The 15,469-nt window shown below is 59.6% G+C and carries 13 protein-coding genes; 11 read left to right on the top strand and 2 right to left on the bottom strand.

Annotated elements, in window-relative coordinates:
* The first annotated feature begins 17 nt into the window (after positions 1-17).
* The 4 genes from LH464_RS00990 (at position 18) to LH464_RS00975 (ending at position 5,361) form a co-directional block, all read left to right on the top strand.
* Positions 18-1,139: an enolase C-terminal domain-like protein gene (locus LH464_RS00990; protein ID WP_226784480.1), complete on the top strand. Its 1,122-nt coding sequence runs from the start codon at positions 18-20 to the stop codon at positions 1,137-1,139.
* An 87-nt stretch (positions 1,140-1,226) separates the two neighbouring features.
* Positions 1,227-2,510 carry an NAD(P)/FAD-dependent oxidoreductase gene (locus LH464_RS00985; protein ID WP_226784479.1) on the top strand — a complete coding sequence of 428 codons (1,284 nt, stop codon included), beginning with the start codon at positions 1,227-1,229 and terminating at the stop codon, positions 2,508-2,510.
* Between the two features lie 43 nt (positions 2,511-2,553).
* Complete coding sequence (locus tag LH464_RS00980) at positions 2,554-4,308, top strand: thiamine pyrophosphate-binding protein (RefSeq protein WP_226784478.1); 1,755 nt, start codon at positions 2,554-2,556, stop codon at positions 4,306-4,308.
* A gap of 99 nt (positions 4,309-4,407) precedes the next feature.
* Positions 4,408-5,361 (top strand): hypothetical protein, encoded by a 954-nt coding sequence (locus tag LH464_RS00975; RefSeq protein ID WP_226784477.1) that lies wholly within the window; start codon positions 4,408-4,410, stop codon positions 5,359-5,361.
* Between the two features lie 35 nt (positions 5,362-5,396).
* Here LH464_RS00975 and LH464_RS00970 read toward each other — a convergent pair whose 3' ends face one another.
* Positions 5,397-6,293, bottom strand: a complete 897-nt coding sequence (locus LH464_RS00970) for a LysR family transcriptional regulator (protein ID WP_226784476.1) — start codon at positions 6,291-6,293, stop codon at positions 5,397-5,399.
* 573 nt (positions 6,294-6,866) lie between these two features.
* Here LH464_RS00970 and LH464_RS00965 point away from each other — a divergent pair.
* From LH464_RS00965 to LH464_RS00940, 6 genes are all read left to right on the top strand, one after another.
* Positions 6,867-8,351 (top strand): ABC transporter substrate-binding protein, encoded by a 1,485-nt coding sequence (locus LH464_RS00965; RefSeq protein WP_226784567.1) that lies wholly within the window; start codon positions 6,867-6,869, stop codon positions 8,349-8,351.
* 78 nt (positions 8,352-8,429) lie between these two features.
* A complete protein-coding gene (locus tag LH464_RS00960) occupies positions 8,430-9,350 on the top strand; it encodes an ABC transporter permease (protein ID WP_226784475.1) in 921 nt (306 codons plus the stop codon).
* On the top strand, positions 9,350-10,306 hold the full coding sequence (locus LH464_RS00955; protein ID WP_226784474.1) for an ABC transporter permease: 957 nt from the start codon (positions 9,350-9,352) through the stop codon (positions 10,304-10,306). The genes LH464_RS00960 and LH464_RS00955 overlap by 1 nt, the downstream gene beginning before the upstream one ends.
* A complete protein-coding gene (locus tag LH464_RS00950; RefSeq protein WP_226784473.1) occupies positions 10,303-11,283 on the top strand; it encodes an ABC transporter ATP-binding protein in 981 nt (326 codons plus the stop codon). Before LH464_RS00955 ends, LH464_RS00950 begins: the two co-directional genes overlap by 4 nt.
* The gene (locus tag LH464_RS00945; RefSeq protein ID WP_226784472.1) at positions 11,280-12,254 is read left to right on the top strand and encodes an ABC transporter ATP-binding protein; all 975 of its coding nucleotides are present in this window, start codon (positions 11,280-11,282) and stop codon (positions 12,252-12,254) included. The genes LH464_RS00950 and LH464_RS00945 overlap by 4 nt, the downstream gene beginning before the upstream one ends.
* Positions 12,251-12,979: a sulfite exporter TauE/SafE family protein gene (locus tag LH464_RS00940; protein WP_226784471.1), complete on the top strand. Its 729-nt coding sequence runs from the start codon at positions 12,251-12,253 to the stop codon at positions 12,977-12,979. The genes LH464_RS00945 and LH464_RS00940 overlap by 4 nt, the downstream gene beginning before the upstream one ends.
* 65 nt (positions 12,980-13,044) lie before the next feature.
* Here the strand turns inward: LH464_RS00940 and LH464_RS00935 are convergent, their stop codons facing one another.
* A complete protein-coding gene (locus LH464_RS00935; protein ID WP_226784470.1) occupies positions 13,045-13,938 on the bottom strand; it encodes a LysR family transcriptional regulator in 894 nt (297 codons plus the stop codon).
* 100 nt (positions 13,939-14,038) lie between these two features.
* Between LH464_RS00935 and hglS the strand changes: the two genes are divergently transcribed.
* Entirely contained in the window at positions 14,039-15,436 is a 1,398-nt protein-coding gene (hglS, locus tag LH464_RS00930) for a 2-oxoadipate dioxygenase/decarboxylase HglS (RefSeq protein WP_226784469.1), read from the top strand.
* Positions 15,437-15,469 lie beyond the last annotated feature (33 nt).

Here is a 15,469-nt window from a genome sequence, read left to right as displayed (position 1 = left end):
TAGTCGGTTTGAATTTCATGGAAACCATAAGCAATCTCCGCCTCTTTCTGATCGAGAGCCCAATTAAGATGGCGCGGCAACAGGGCGTCGGGCACGTCAAGGGCACCGTCAAGCGGGTCCTCGTGGAGCTGACGTCCTCGTCGGGCATTGTCGGCTGGGGGGAGGCTGCGCCCTGGGAGGTCTTCACCGGAACGGCGGAGGCTGCATTCGCAGCGATCGATGTCTACCTGCGTCCTGTTGTCATCGGTGCCCCGGTCAATCGTATCCGTCTTCTGACCCAGCAGATGAAGAAGACGCTGGTCGGGCATGGCGAGGCGCGCCTGGCAATCGAGACGGCCATGTTCGACATACTCGGCAAGTCTTGCGGTCTGTCGGTGGCGGACCTGCTCGGGGGGCGGGTTCGAGATACAATCCCGCTGTCGTTCTCGATTGCTGATCCCGATTTTGAAGCGGACATGCGCCGAATGACCGAGATGGTGCCGAACGGGAACACCATCTTTAAAGTCAAGACCGGTGTGAAATCTCACCGGGATGACATGAAACATCTCGAAGCGATGCGGATGGCCTTCGGTGACACGATAGACCTGCGCATCGACTACAATCAGGCGCTCCAGCCGTTCAATGCGATATCAACGCTGAGGGACGTTGATCAATTCCGGCCAACCTTTATCGAACAGCCGGTGCCCAAGGATTGCCTAACGGCAATGGCTTCGTTCGCATCGGATCTGGACACGCCAATTCTGGCGGACGAGAGCTGCTTCGATGCCCGGGATCTGATGGAAATCATTCGGTTGCGGGCCGCGGATGCGATTTCGGTCAAGCTGATGAAAGCTGGCGGGATACTCGATGCGCAGGCTCTGATGGCTGTTGCGGATACCGCTCGGATGCCGGGATACGGCGGAACTCTCTGGGAGGGCGGCGTCGCGCTGGCAGCGGGCACGCAGTTCATCGCGGCGACACCCGGCATGTCGCTCGGATGTGAGTTCTACATGCCGCATCATGTCCTCACAGAAGACGTCCTGGAAGAGAAGATCAGGAACGTCAACGGAGAGGTCGTCGTGCCGGATGGGCCAGGTCTCGGCATCACAGTTTCGGAAGCTTCGTTGAAATCGAACGCGCGGATACTGGCCCAAAGCTAGCAGCCCCGCCCCACACTCGTTTCCTTTGATGCGTCGGCCCGCTGCGGCGGAGCACAGGACGCTTGCGCTTACTTCTGAGGACGTTCAATGCCCGGAAATGCCGGAAAACATACGGTCGTAATAGGTGGCGGCATCGTTGGCGCATGCAGCGCGTTGGAGCTTCTCCGCGCTGGCCACGACGTCACCGTCATCGATCCCATCGAGCCGGGCGGCCGGGAAGGGGCAAGCTATGGCCACGGCTGCTGGATCAGCCCTGCTTCAGTCGTGCCCATGTCCATGCCGGGCTTGTGGAAGCAGGTTCCCAGGTACCTGACCGACCCCAAGGGGCCACTGGTCATCAGGTGGCGGCACCTGCCGCAGCTTGCTCCCTGGCTGATCAGGTTCTTGTTGGCAGGCTCATCGGTGCCGCGGGTCGAAGCAACTGCTCTGGCGCTGAAGAACCTCCTGCAGGACAGCCCGGACCGTCACATCGCGCTGTCCAACGAGGTCGGCGCATCGGACCTCATCAGGCGGGAAGGGTTGCTGTACGCCTATCCCGACAGGAAGGCCTTCGAGGCGGAAGCCCTTTCGTGGCACTTGCGCAAGATCACCGGGTTGCGTTGGCGGGAACTCGATAGAGCCGCTCTGATGGAGCGAGAGCCGAACCTGGCTCCCCACTACACGTTCGGCGTGGTCGCGGATGAGGGAGCCCATTGCACCGATCCCGGAGACTATGTCGCGAAGATCGCTTCGGCGGCCTTTACCCGTGGAGCAAGGCACGTTCGCGCCGCGGCACGCGGCTTCGCATTCGCCGGAAACCGATTGTCAGGCGTCGAGACGGACACCGGGTTTATCGAATGCGACCAGGCGGTAGTGGCATCCGGTGCCTGGTCAAAGACATTGGCCCGGCTCGCCGGAGACAAAATACCGTTGGAAAGCGAGCGAGGCTATCACGCGGTCGTGTCGCTGGATGTGGGCGGTCCGCGGAGCCCGGTGATGCCGAGCGATGGAAGGATGGCAAACACGCCGACGAAGTCCGGACTGCGTCTTTCCGGACAGGTCGAGCTGGCCTCCATCGATACGCCACCGAACTGGCATCGCGCCGACATTCTGGTCGACCACGCGCGCCGCACATACCCCGAGCTTGCGAAGAAGGAAGCGCCCGTTATCGACAGGTGGATGGGACATCGGCCTTCCACGCCGGACGGATTGCCGGTCATCGGTCCTTCCTCCCGCTCGCCCGATGTCTTCTACGCGTTCGGTCATGGACACGTGGGCTTTGCCAGCGGCCCGATAACCGGGCAGATCGCGGCAGCGCATCTGTCTGGTCCCTCTCCGAACTTCGACATCATTCCATACTCCCCGCGCCGGTTCAGGCTGAGGGCGGCTTAGCCGCGCGGGAACACTGAACTCTATTCAGACAAGGAAACTTCAAATGCGCGGCGCTGACATTCTTGTAGAAATGCTAATTGGCTATGGGGTCGAGGTCATCTTCGGCGTTCCAGGCGATACGAACGTCCCACTCTACGAAGCGCTGCAGGAGCGCGAAGGCAGGATCCGGCATGTGATGGCCCGCGACGAGCGGTCCGCCGGATATATGGCTGATGCCTATGGCCGCTTCACCAGCAAGCCCGGCGTTTTCGAATGCCCGTCCGGCGCGGGTGCCATGTATTCGCTGCCGCCCGTCGCCGAGTCCAACTCGTCCTCCGTGCCGGTTATCCTGCTGACGATCGACATTCCGCTTCCGGGAGAGGGACGCGGCGTCCTAACCGAGCTTGATTGCGCCCGCCTGTTCGATCCGATCACGAAGATGTCCGTTCAGGTGAAGGCGGCCGAGAAACTCCCCGAGATCATCCGTCGTGCCTTCCGCGTCGCCTGCTCGGGTAAGCCGGGAGCGGTACATCTGCAAATCCCGGAAGACATGCTGATTGCCGAGGTGGATCCGTCGCGCATCTCTCTGCATGTCGAGAAGGAATGCATGGAGTTTCCGGCCTATCCAACCCTGCCTGCACCAGGCGTTCTCGATGAACTGATGAAGCTCCTGACCTCGAGCAAGCGTCCGCTGATTGTCTCGGGCGGTGGCGTGAACCGCTCCTGCGCGGGAGCGGAAGTGACCGAGTTGGCCGAGCGTCTCAACATCCCGGTCTGCACAACCATGACGGGGCAAGGCACGATGCCGGACGATCACCGTCTCGCCGTTGGCGTGATCGGTGACAACGGCTTCCATCCACACGCGAACTGGTCGCTCGAACATGCTGATTTCGTGCTGTTCGTCGGGTCGAAGATGGGGTCTGTCGTCACTATTGGATGGACCTTCCCCAAGATCACGCTGAACAAGCGTGTGGCCCAGATCGATATCGATCCGGAAATCATGGCCAACAACTACGAGAACGTGCTCTCCGTACCGGGTGATGCGAAGCTCGTGCTGCGGCAGCTGATCCAACTCGTGCCCGAAACCGCCGACGCTGCCAGAACTGAGCCCTGGGTGACCGAGCTGAACGAACTGCGCGCCGATTTCTGGGAAAATGCAGAGAGCCTGCTAACCTCCGAGCTCACGCCGCTTCGACCGGAGCGAGCCGTCAGATCGTTCAACGAGGCCTTCGACGCTTACGGAAAGCCCGCTCTCATCTATTCCGACGCAGGGACGCCTACGCCGCACATGACCCGGTTCCTCAAGCTGAAGGACCCCCGCACACGAATCGCGATCCCGCGCGCATTCGGAGGACTTGGCTCTGCTCTGCCGGCAACGGTGGGCGCATGGTTTGCCGACAAGGAACGTCGTCCGATCGGCATGTTCGGGGACGGCTCCTTCGGCATGACCGTCGGTGAACTCGAGACACTGGTACGGCTGCAGGTCCCCGCAATCCTGCTGTTGTTCAACAACGGCACCTTCGGCTGGATCAAGGGCCTGCACCGCCTGAAAGGCCATAACCAGTGCTTCGGCGTTGACTTCATGCCGCCGCGAGGCCAGGCCATCGCGGAAGCCTTCGGTGTCAAGGCATGGACGGCGAAGAATTCGAAGGAGCTGGATTTCGCACTGGCTGAAGCGTTCGCTTACGAGAATGGCCCATGTCTCATAGACATCCATGTGGAATCCATCGCGGACCGAGTGCCGCCGGTTTACTCCTGGCTTTCGAAGCGGGGCAAAGATCCGCTCAGCACCAAGGCGGAAGAAGTGCGCTACTTCTAATCTCGCGCCTCTTGCCCGAGCCCTACCGCCTTTCTGGCAGCCTTCGCAGGCATGGTAGGGCCGGGCTCCACCCCAAAAGCCAGTCTGGAGATTTCATCCTTGCTACCCGATCTGATCCACATTTCACGCTCTGACATATTGGCCCTTGATATCTCCCCGGCTGAAATGCGCGCGGCCGTCCGTGAAGTCTTCGAAGATCTGGCGACCGGCCAATGCCGCTTCCAACCGAAATCACAGTTGGAGATGGGCGTCGGCCACGTGTTCCAGACCATGGCTGCAGCATCGTACAGGTGGTCTGTGGCAATGATGAAGTGGGTGACGGTGGTGCCCGCGGCACCGGATGCAGCTTTGCCGGCAATAAGCGCGGTTATCTGCCTGAATGATCTGGCGACCGGGCATCCGCTTGCCATGATGGACGGTGAGATCATCACGCTTCAACGCACAGCGGCGATTTCCGCCCTGTCAGCCGAGTACCTTTCTCCCCCGGAACCGAAAATACTCGCTCTGGTCGGTTGCGGCGCACAGGCCAGAAGTCATCTGGAAGCGTTTACCGATTTGTGTCCGACGATCGACCGGGTGATTTGCTACAGCCGCAGCCGGCGATCGGCCGAGGCATTGGCGGTGATCGCGCGTGATCGTGGACTTGAGGCGGATGTGGTGGACGATCCGGCCGACCTCGTTCCGGTTGCCGATGTGATCGTTTCCATGATCCCGGCCTCGTCTGAACTGCGACCTTTCATGGATGCCACCAAGATGAAACCGGAGGCACTTGCCTTGATGGTGGATCTTGGCCGGAGCTGGCTGCCCGAAAGCCTGTCAGCCTTCGACCTGATTGGAACCGACAGCCTGGAGCAGATGCGACATCCCGTTGATGCCACGGGCAAGGCCGTGACTTCGGCACACATTGGTTTTGACCTCCTGACAGGCCCGTCGAAGGTGAGCGGTCGCAAAGCCTTCTGCTTCAGGGGCAACTCTGCCGCGGATCTTGCGGCAGCCAGGTTGGTCCATGACCTGGCTCGAGCAAGGGGGTATGGAACGCAGCTGACGAGGTGATCGGTCCTCAAGTTGTCAGAGGCTTGTGGTCGTCATCATCCGTCCAGCATGTCTCCCGACAACTCTTTTCGGCAGAGTTCCAGCACGCTGATAACCAGTTCGCTTTCCTTCAAGAATTGCGCCGTGCCGAAGTAGATGGGCACCGGCGTCAGATTCGGGAGCGGAACGGTTGCCACGTTCTGGTTCTCGGGCTCGACGGACCAGGACGGCAATATGGAATAGCCGAGCCCCTCGCTCACATATCGCTTTATGCTTACGCTGGAGGAGACTGAAATAATGGGTTCCACCGTTGCGCCCTTCGGGCTGAGGAAGTCTATCGCTATATCCCGTATTGTCTGCCCCGGTTCGTGCGAGACGAACGGACGGCCGAGCGCCCATTCGGGAACATCCCGATCTGCTGGCGCAGCCCCCCATGACCGCGGATAGATCAGCGTGAGACCATAGCGGCCCAGGAGTTGCTGCATCAGGACGGGATCGCCGAAGTGTCGTTCCGCTACGAAGATGTCGAGCGTACCCCGTCTGACCATCTCGGGGAGGGCCGTGTCGCGTTCGTAGACGACCATCTCTACCGTTGGATGTCGCTCGCGGAAGCCGCGGACCACCTTGGGGAAGAGGTCATGAAATATTCCCTGCGGCATGCCGATCCTTATGACCGGACGCTGCCTTTCCATCAGCTGCGTCAAGCGCGTCAGCATGATGTCGAATTCCGGACGGATCAGTTCATAGAGATCGAGACCTCTCGGTGTCAGCTCGACCTTCCTTGCGCCGCGCTCGGCGCTTACCAACCGCTCACCGATAAGATGCTCAAGCCGCCTGATATGGTTGGAAATCGAGGGGTGGCTCAAGTTGAGTTCACGGGCAGCTGCTGAATATGACCCCAGTTTCCCAACCTGATAGAATGTCTGGACAAGCGGAAGACTTATCTTCGGCAAGCACTTCCCCTTTGCTTGATATTCGTGACGCTCGCCAATAGGCCGCAAAATGGAAGGCGCTGCAAGAAGCCAAGGCTGTAAGTTGTAAGTTTTTTTCTAACTCCTTCGGTAGTTCTTTTATCGACGGGGTCTCATGGAGCGCGTTACGATCCACCGGAACTTGTCAAAGCAGAGCTGTGGGAATTGATGAACGCCAAGACGCTCACCCGTCTCTTTCCGCCTTCTGCGCAACCCAAAATTCACTGCAAGAGCAACCGTTCTGTTACCGGAGGTGACGGCAATCCAGTCAATAAGCAATAATGCCATGGCAGCAAAACGCTCGTTGGGGAAAGCGTAGCGTTGTTTGTCATGTTGAACGGTCCTTCGGGGGACACGCTGACTGTCTGCATACTGATACATCGCTGCTTGCGGTGAGCGGAATTCAGAAAGAACAGACTGCAGCATTCGTCCGTCACCCGGGCAATATCCCGTCGTTACCATGGTTGATGCGCCTCCAGCTTTCGTGACCGGGGCAGTCATCCGGTCATGGCGGCGGATCGGAATGAACAATAATAAGAGGGAACTAGGAATATGATGACCACGAAGCTACTGGCCCAAGCAGTCGGCCTTGCCACTATATTCGCATGCACCACCGTCGCGCCTGCATGGGCGCAGTCCATCACGATCGCCATCGGCTCCGAGCCATCGACGCTCGATCCGCAGCTCCGCGATGATGGCGGCGAGCGCCAGGTGAACGACAATATCTACGAAACCCTGATGGCGCGGACGCCGACCGGCGAACTGGTGCCCGGACTGGCCGCTGCAGTTCCGACGCAGGTGGACGCGACGACCTGGCAGTTCAAGCTCAGGGAAGGGGTCAAGTTCCACAACGGCGAACCGTTCAACGCCGATGCCGTGGTTGCTTCGGTCACTCGCGTGATCGACCCGGCCAACAATTCCGAACAGATGGCTTACTACGGCACGATCAAGGGCGCCGAGAAGGTCGATGATCTCACGGTCAATCTGGTGACCAATGGGCCGGATCCGATTCTGCCCTCACGCCTGTACTGGATGAAAATGATCGCGCCCGGCTACAGCAAGGACGGCGATCTCGCCGGCGCACCGGTCGGCACCGGGCCCTACAAATTCGAAAGCTGGAACCGTGGAACCGATCTGACCCTTGTCGCGAACAGCGACTACTGGCGCGGAGAGCCGGAGATCGACGGCGTCACCTACCGCTTCGTGACGGAACCCGGCACACGCCTGTCCGGGCTCTTGTCAGGCGAATTCGACGTGATCACCAACCTGCTTCCCGAATTCACGGAGAGCGTGCCAAAATTCGCCGCCGTTCGCAGCCTTGAGACGTCGGTATTTGTGCTGGGTACCGACAACGAAGTGACAAAGGACCCCAAGGTTCGGCAGGCGCTCAACCTCGCGATCGACCGTCAATCCATGGTCGAAAGTCTCTTCATGGGTTACGCCTCCGTCGCCAAGGGCTCGCATATCAACCCCGCTGCTGTCGGTTTCAACGAGAAGCTCGAACCTTATCCCTATGATATCGAGAAGGCGAAAGCGCTCATCAAGGAGGCAGGAGCCGAAGGCAAGCCACTGGTTGTCGTGGGCGAGTCGGGCCGCTGGCTGAAAGACCGCGAACAGATTGAAGCCGTTGCAGGGTATTGGGCCGAGACCGGCCTGCAGGTGACCACCGACATCCAGGAGTTCTCGCAGTACCTTGAGAGCCTGATGGGTGATGGACCACGCCCGGATTCGATTTTCATCGCCAATTCCAATGAACTTCTGGATGCGGATCGCGAGATGTCCTTCATCTACCACAAGGATGGTGCTGCCGCGTCCAACTCGGACGCCGAGATGGCTGCCATGATCGAGGCTGCGCGCACCGAAACCGATGCCGCCAAGCGAAAGTCGATCTATGACCAGATCCAGCAGAAAGGCCACGAACTGAGCTACACGGTGCCGCTGTTCAATCTGCAGGACATCTACGGGCTTTCCGAACGCATGGAGTGGCAACCGCGGGTCGATGCGAAGATGATCGTGAGCGAAATGAAGGTCGCTGAGTAACGCTGTACTCGAGGATCGCCTGATGATTGCCGCGGACAACCTCCGCGGCAACTGACCTCCGAAATGCGGTAAACTCACATGCTACAATTCATTCTGCGCCGGCTCTTCCAGGGAGTGCTCGTCGTCTTCGGCGTATCTGCGACCGTCTTTGTCGTGACGCGTCTGGCCGGCGATCCGGTCTCGTTGATGCTTCCTCTCAGCGCAACGGAAGCCCAAAGGATCGCATTCGCGCAGCAGATCGGGCTCGACCAGCCAATCGCCGCGCAGTTTATGCGCTTCCTTGGTGACATCGTTACCCTGGACTTCGGTAACAGCCTCTGGCAACGGCGGCCAGCTATCGATGTCGTGTTCGAGCGACTTCCAAACACGATGTTGCTGATTGCGGCGGGGCTCGGAAGCGCTGTTATCCTGTCGATACCTCTGGGTGCCATAGCCGCGCTCCGACCGGGAGGCCTAGTCGATCGGCTGACGATGTCCATCGGCCTTCTCGGGCTGGCAATGCCCCAGTTCTGGATTGGTCTGATCGCCATCCTCATATTCGCTGTCCAGCTGAAGTGGCTCCCCACGTCAGGGATGGGAACTGTGGCGCACATCGTGCTTCCGGCACTGACGCTATCGCTGACGCCGCTTGCGCGCTTCACGATGATGGTGCGGGCAGCCATGATCGACGAGCTGAACAAGCAGTACGTGAAAACGGCCCGCGCAAAGGGGCTTGGCCTGCCACGTATCCTGCGCGTCCACACGCTGCGCAATATCCTGGTGCCGTTCCTGTCGATCTCCGGATGGGAGCTGATCTCGACGCTTTCCGGTTACACGGTTGTCGTCGAGACCGTCTTTGCGTGGCCGGGATTGGGATTGACCGCTGTCCAGGCGATCCAGCGCGGTGACCTCTTCCTGATGCAGGCGATCGTCTTCGTCATCGCCATCCTGATTGTGATCATTGGCATTGTTCTCGACATCTTGTCGAAGGCGGTCGATCCGAGAATCGAGCTGAATTAATGGCTACTTCATCCACCCATGTTCCTTCCGCTGCCGCCGCCTCGGGCCTGCGCGGCGCCATTGCTGAACTGTGGCAGGACAAGGCCGCAGCTGTCGGTCTTGTCATCATTCTGCTTCTCATCCTGATGGCTGTATTCGCACCACTCATCGCCCCCTATGATCCGGCAGCGCAGGCGATCACAGCGCGACTGAAGCCTCCTGTCTGGATGGCCAGAGGCACATGGGATCATCTGCTTGGTACCGACAACCTTGGACGTGATGTGCTGTCCAGAATTATCTGGGGCGCTAGAGCGACCCTGACGATCGGCGCGGTTACCTGTCTTCTGGCGGCAACGCTCGGCACGCTTGTCGGACTGTGGGCGGGTTTCGCCGGAGGGCGTACCGACACGCTGCTCATGCGCATCGTCGATATACAGGTCAGTTTCCCAGGCATATTTCTTATCCTGCTTGTCGTCGCCATGCTTGGCCCCGGCATCTGGACACTTGTCGCGGTGCTGTCGATGACCAACTGGATGGTCTACGCCAGGCTCATTCGTGGAATTGTGTCGTCGACACGTCAAACGCCCTACGTCGAGGCGGCCGAACTCATCGGTTGCAAGCCGGGTCGCGTTATCTTCAGGCACATCCTTCCCAATCTGGTGTCGCCGCTCCTCACACTGGCGATCCTGGAGTTCACCAATATCGTTCTGGCGGAAGCGGCCGTGTCCTTCCTCGGCTTCGGCGTGCAGCCGCCTGCAACGTCATGGGGTCTCGATGTTGCTTCCGGACGCGATTACCTCTTCATCGCGTGGTGGCTTGTTACTTTCCCCGGTCTGACCATCGTTGCCACGGTCCTCTCCATCAATCTGTTTGCGAACTGGCTCAGGGTTACCGCCGATCCTGAGGAGCGGGAGAGGCGTTTTGCACGCGCCGAAGCCGCCAAACGACGCCGGCGCACACGGGGAGCGAACGCATGAATTCCTTCCTGCTTCAGATCAACAACCTTGAAGTCAACTTCGACACCCGTGCAGGGACCGTCCAGGCTCTCCGCGGCGTTTCCCTTTCTATTGCACCGGGAGAGACGCTGGCGATCGTCGGGGAATCCGGTTCAGGCAAGAGCGTGACCGCGCAGGCGATCATGGGCCTGATCGATGTGCCGGGCCGGATTTCCGGAGGCGATATCCTTTGGGAAGGCCAGCCCTTAACCGCGGCCAAGGTGGGCGCCCGTCACATCCTGGGGAAGGAAGTCACGATGGTCTTCCAGAACCCGATGACTTCCCTCAATCCGCTGATGACCGTTGGAGCGCAGATATCCGAGGTGATCGAGCTGCACTTGGGGTTCAGCCGGCAGGCCGCGCGAAAGCGTGCGGTGGAACTGCTGTCGCTGGTTGGGATCTCCGGGCCGGAGCGGCGGCTCAACCAGTATCCTCATGAGTTGTCCGGTGGGATGCGCCAACGGGTCATGATCGCGATGGGCATCGCTTGCGAACCCAAGCTGCTCATCGCCGATGAGCCGACAACGGCGCTGGATGTGACCATACAGGCGCAGATCCTCGAGCTGCTGGCTGAACTGAGGGAAACCATCGGTCTGGCAATCATACTGATTACGCACGATCTGGGGATCGTTGCCGGCCTATGCGATCGGGTGGCGGTAATGTACGCGGGACAAATCGTCGAGACAGGCTCTGTCTACGACATATTCGAAAGTCCTTCGCACCCCTACACTCAAGGTCTGATCCGTTCGACACCACAGCTCGACGTCAAGGACGAACGGTTGGTCTCTATATCCGGTACGCCGCCGGGCTTGCTTGATCCTCCTTCGGGTTGCGCCTTTCTCCCCCGCTGCCCGGCAGGGGACGGTGGCTGCGACAAACCTCAGTCACTGAAGGCCTTCGGGGCCGGGGCGGTCGCCTGCTGCAAGGCCGGCATTGACGCTTGGAAGGAGGCAGTATGATGCAGGCTCCCATTCTGTCCGTTTCCGGCCTGGCTATCGATTACGAGCTCTCGTCCGGAGGTCTTTTCCGCAAGCGCCGTACCTTAAATGCTGTGAACGACGTCAGCTTCGATCTTTTTCCCGGCGAGACACTCGGCCTGGTCGGTGAATCAGGTTCGGGGAAGACCACCGTGGGCAGGGCGGTTCTACGGCGGCTCGGGGTTGCACAGGGCAAGATCATCTTTGACGGAAAAGACATAACGCATCTGAGGGGGGAAGAACTGCGGCGCCTACGCTCGCGAATGCAGATCGTTCTCCAGGATCCCTATACCTCGTTAAACCCGCGCATGAAGGTTCGCGACATCGTCGCGGAGCCGCTGCGGGTTCATGGCTTGGCAGAAGGGAGCGAGATGGTCGTCGCCGAGCTCCTCGAGCGGGTCGGCCTTTCCCGCGACGCCGCCGACCGATACCCCCACAGCTTCTCCGGCGGGCAGCGGCAGCGTATCGGCATCGCCCGTGCGCTCGCGCTGAAGCCGTCGCTGATCGTTGCGGACGAACCGGTCTCCGCGCTTGATGTCTCGGTGCGTGCCCAGGTCGTCAACCTGTTGCAGGATCTCCAGCGCGATTTCGGGTTGTCGTATCTGTTTATCGCCCACGACCTTGCAGTCGTACGGCACATTTCCCATCGGGTTGCCATCATGTATGCGGGGCGGATCGTCGAGATCGCTCCCAGCGAGGAGATCTATAACCGACCCATCCATCCCTATACGGAGTCGCTGCTTTCGGCGGTGCCCGTCGCCAATCCCAAGATACAGAGGGCGAGGCAACGTATCATCGCGCCAGGCGAATCCGTGGACATCGCCGATCCTCCCAAGGGCTGTCGATTTCATCCCCGTTGCGCCCTGGCGACGCAACGCTGTCGTGAGGAAGAGCCACCTTTGCTGCATAAAACCCCCGATCACTCGGCTGCATGCTGGAACCGCCCGGCATGATGGAACTGCTATTTAGTCCTGCAGGCGTGGCCGCTGCTGTCGCGCTTGTGCTTGCCGGTGCTGTGCAAGGCTCGACTGGCTATGGTTTCAGCATGTTGGCAGCGCCGATACTCGCCATCATCGATCCTTCGTTTGTTCCGGGTCCGATGCTGGCGATGGCCGTTGCAGTCAGTGCAAGCGGTGCGATAACCGAATGGAGTGACGTCAGCCGCGCAGACCTCGCCTTTTCACTGTCCGGTCGACTGCTGGCGGCAATAGCCGCCGCGTTTTGCCTCGGCCTGCTCAGCCCGGACTCCTTTGCGACTGTCTTCGGTGCTGCGGTCCTGATCGCGGTGGCGTTCAGTTTCCTGGGAATGAAAATCGAGGCTACTCGCACGTCGCTCTTCTTCGCGGGAGCGATGTCGGGGTTCATGGGAACGTTGACATCGATTGGCTCGCCCCCGATGGCAATGGTCTACCAGAACTCCAGCGGTCCACGGATGCGGGCCACGCTCAACGCATTTTTCGTTGTCGGAGGGGCAATCTCGATTGCCGCTCTCATCGTGGCGGGGCGTTTCAGCACCTCGGATGTGCTGTTGGCAGCCATGATGCTTCCCTTTGCCTTCGCGGGCTTCCTGCTTTCTGGCTGGGGACGCCGGCTGGTCGACCGCGGACAGGTGAAGGTCGTCGTTCTTGTCGTGTCCTCGGCGTCGGCATTCGTGCTGCTCTTCCGCGGCTTGCTTTGAACGCGGGAAGCCAGGAGTGTCGTTCGCTCAATATGTCACGGCGATCTCTCGCATGCCGGAGTTTGCTATCCGACCTGTGACAGAAGCCAGTCTTCAAACAGGTCGGCCGCGCGGTTCGTCATCTTGGTTTCCGGCCTGACAATGAAATACGCATTCTGGGTTACCATCGGTGTTTTCGACAACGGTGCGATAAGACCGGAACGCAGCTCGTCTTCGATCAGATATGTCGGCAAAAGCCCGACACCCAGGCCGGAGATCACGGCTGCGATAATCATCGAGAACTGATCGAACCGAGCGCCATGGTAGGCGGCTTCAGCGGACATGCCGTTCAACTCAAACCACTCCGCCCATAGCTTTGGCCTTGTGGCCAACTGCAGCAGCGGGAGGCATGAGAAATCGACGGGCTGGGTGTGGCCGATATTTGCCGCAAACTCCCTGCTGGCGACGGGAAGCACTTTTTCGTCGCAAAGAAATCTGGGAACACCCCCGGCCCAGACAGGTTGACCGAAATGAATGGCGAGGTCGAAGCCCTCTTCGGAGAGGCTGAAAGGAGCAACGCGAGATTCAACGTTGATCGCGATGTCCTGCTGGTCCGTCAAAAAGCCTTTCAGTCTGGGAACGAGCCATTTCGTGCCAAACGTTGGAAGGGTCGCGACCTTCAGGGAAGCCTTCATCTGGCGCGCCGCAATTGCGCCGATCATCAGTCGCTCGGATTGCTGCAGCAGTTTCTCCACTTCAGGAAGCAAGCGCTGACCAGCTTCCGAAAGGATGACCCGTTGTCTGATCCTCTCGAAAAGCTTGAGCCCCGTCTGCTGCTCCAGTTCGGCTATCTGCCGACTGACCGCACTCTGGGTAAGATTGAGCTCCTCTGCGGCCCTTGAGAAATTCTGATGCCGGGCGGCGCATTCGAATGCGTGAAGGTTAACGATGTCAGGGGTCAGGCGCCGTCGCATTGTCATTCCAATTTCGCATCAACTTAGGTGAATTTATCACAATACCGGGTTAGAAATACAGCATATGGTGCCGTTCTGGAATGAAATACGTGTTTGAGGACAGGCCATGACCCCCGCTATTGTCTCCCCTTGCGAAATCCGTGCAGCGTTTTCGGCTGCAATGTCCGCCATGTATCGGGAGGAGGTTCCCGCCTACGGAACATTGATGGAACTGGTCGCGAAGGTGAATGACGAGACCTTGCAGGCGCGTCCTGAACTGAAGTCCCGCCTTGAAGCCACCGACAGCCTTGATCGCATTTCCGAGGAACGACACGGAGCAATCCGCCTTGGAACGGCGGCGGAACTCGCCATGATGCGGCGCGTCTTTGCGGTCATGGGCATGTATCCGGTGGGATACTATGATCTGTCCACCGCAGGTGTGCCTGTCCATTCCACGGCCTTCCGGCCCGTCGGTGAAGTGGCGCTGAAGCGCAACCCGTTCCGGGTCTTCACGTCGTTGCTCCGGCTCGACCTGATTGCGGACGAGGCGCTGCGAGAAGAAGCCGCCCGCGTTCTTTCGGAGCGACAGATTTTCACTGAGTTTGCAATCGCGCTGACGCAGAAAGCGGAGCGGGAAGGGGGGCTTAGCCCCGCCGACGGAAAGCGGTTTGTAACGGAAGTACTGGAGACTTTCCGGTGGCACGACAAGGCCAACGTTGATGCTGACATGTATCACCGGCTCCATGATGCGCATCGTCTGATCGCTGACGTGGTTTCGTTCAAGGGGCCGCACATCAACCACCTGACGCCGCGCACTCTCGACATCGACCGGGTACAGGCGCTCATGCCGGAATATGCTATCGCCCCGAAGGCAGTCGTTGAAGGTCCGCCGACGCGGGAATGCCCCGTCCTCTTGCGGCAAACGTCTTTCAAGGCTCTGGAAGAGTCCGTCTCGTTCAAGGATAGCAGCGGCGGTTGGCAGGCTGGGTCCCATACCGCCCGGTTTGGAGAGATCGAGCAGCGCGGCATCGCACTCACGCCAAAAGGGCGCGCGCTATATGACCAGCTTCTCGATGAGTCGCGAAAAGTTGTCCGCCCGGCGGCTGACGGGTCGAATGCCAGGGCCTATGAATCGGCGCTCGCTCAGACTTTCGAGGCCTTCCCGGACAACTGGGCAGCGATACGTGAGGACGAGCTTGGCTACTTCAGCTATTCTTTGACCGAGAAGGGCAGGGCCACGACCCTGACTGCACCGGTCGATGTGGACAGGTTGATCGCCGATGGTTTGATCCAGTTCGATCCGATCGTCTATGAAGATTTCCTCCCGGTCAGCGCCGCTGGAATTTTCCAGTCAAACCTCGGCGACGGAGACCAGCAGGATTTCGTGGCAAGCCCGAACCAGCAACGCTTCGAAACCGATCTGGGCGTCAAGGTGCTGAACGAGTTCGATCACTATGCAGGCATGGAAAAGTCATCGCTGGATGAATGCCTCAACACTCTATCAAAGCGCGCGGCAGCCGAATAATCTGCTCGCAATCACCCATTCCAACTGGAGGTT

The sequence above is a fragment of the Pseudorhizobium xiangyangii genome (genome assembly GCF_020531965.1).
Classification (GTDB): Bacteria; Pseudomonadota; Alphaproteobacteria; order Rhizobiales; family Rhizobiaceae; genus Neorhizobium; species Neorhizobium xiangyangii.
This window is presented reverse-complemented; position numbering and strand designations above follow the sequence as displayed.

Coding starts and splice junctions, on each gene's coding strand:
- LH464_RS00990 (WP_226784480.1), top strand. CDS start 18: ATGGAAACCATAAGCAATCTCCGCCTCTTTCTGATCGAGAGCCCAATT.
- LH464_RS00985 (WP_226784479.1), top strand. CDS start 1,227: ATGCCCGGAAATGCCGGAAAACATACGGTCGTAATAGGTGGCGGCATC.
- LH464_RS00980 (WP_226784478.1), top strand. CDS start 2,554: ATGCGCGGCGCTGACATTCTTGTAGAAATGCTAATTGGCTATGGGGTC.
- LH464_RS00965 (WP_226784567.1), top strand. CDS start 6,867: ATGACCACGAAGCTACTGGCCCAAGCAGTCGGCCTTGCCACTATATTC.
- LH464_RS00960 (WP_226784475.1), top strand. CDS start 8,430: ATGCTACAATTCATTCTGCGCCGGCTCTTCCAGGGAGTGCTCGTCGTC.
- LH464_RS00955 (WP_226784474.1), top strand. CDS start 9,350: ATGGCTACTTCATCCACCCATGTTCCTTCCGCTGCCGCCGCCTCGGGC.
- LH464_RS00950 (WP_226784473.1), top strand. CDS start 10,303: ATGAATTCCTTCCTGCTTCAGATCAACAACCTTGAAGTCAACTTCGAC.
- LH464_RS00945 (WP_226784472.1), top strand. CDS start 11,280: ATGATGCAGGCTCCCATTCTGTCCGTTTCCGGCCTGGCTATCGATTAC.
- LH464_RS00940 (WP_226784471.1), top strand. CDS start 12,251: ATGATGGAACTGCTATTTAGTCCTGCAGGCGTGGCCGCTGCTGTCGCG.
- LH464_RS00935 (WP_226784470.1), bottom strand. CDS start 13,938: ATGACAATGCGACGGCGCCTGACCCCTGACATCGTTAACCTTCACGCA.
- hglS (WP_226784469.1), top strand. CDS start 14,039: ATGACCCCCGCTATTGTCTCCCCTTGCGAAATCCGTGCAGCGTTTTCG.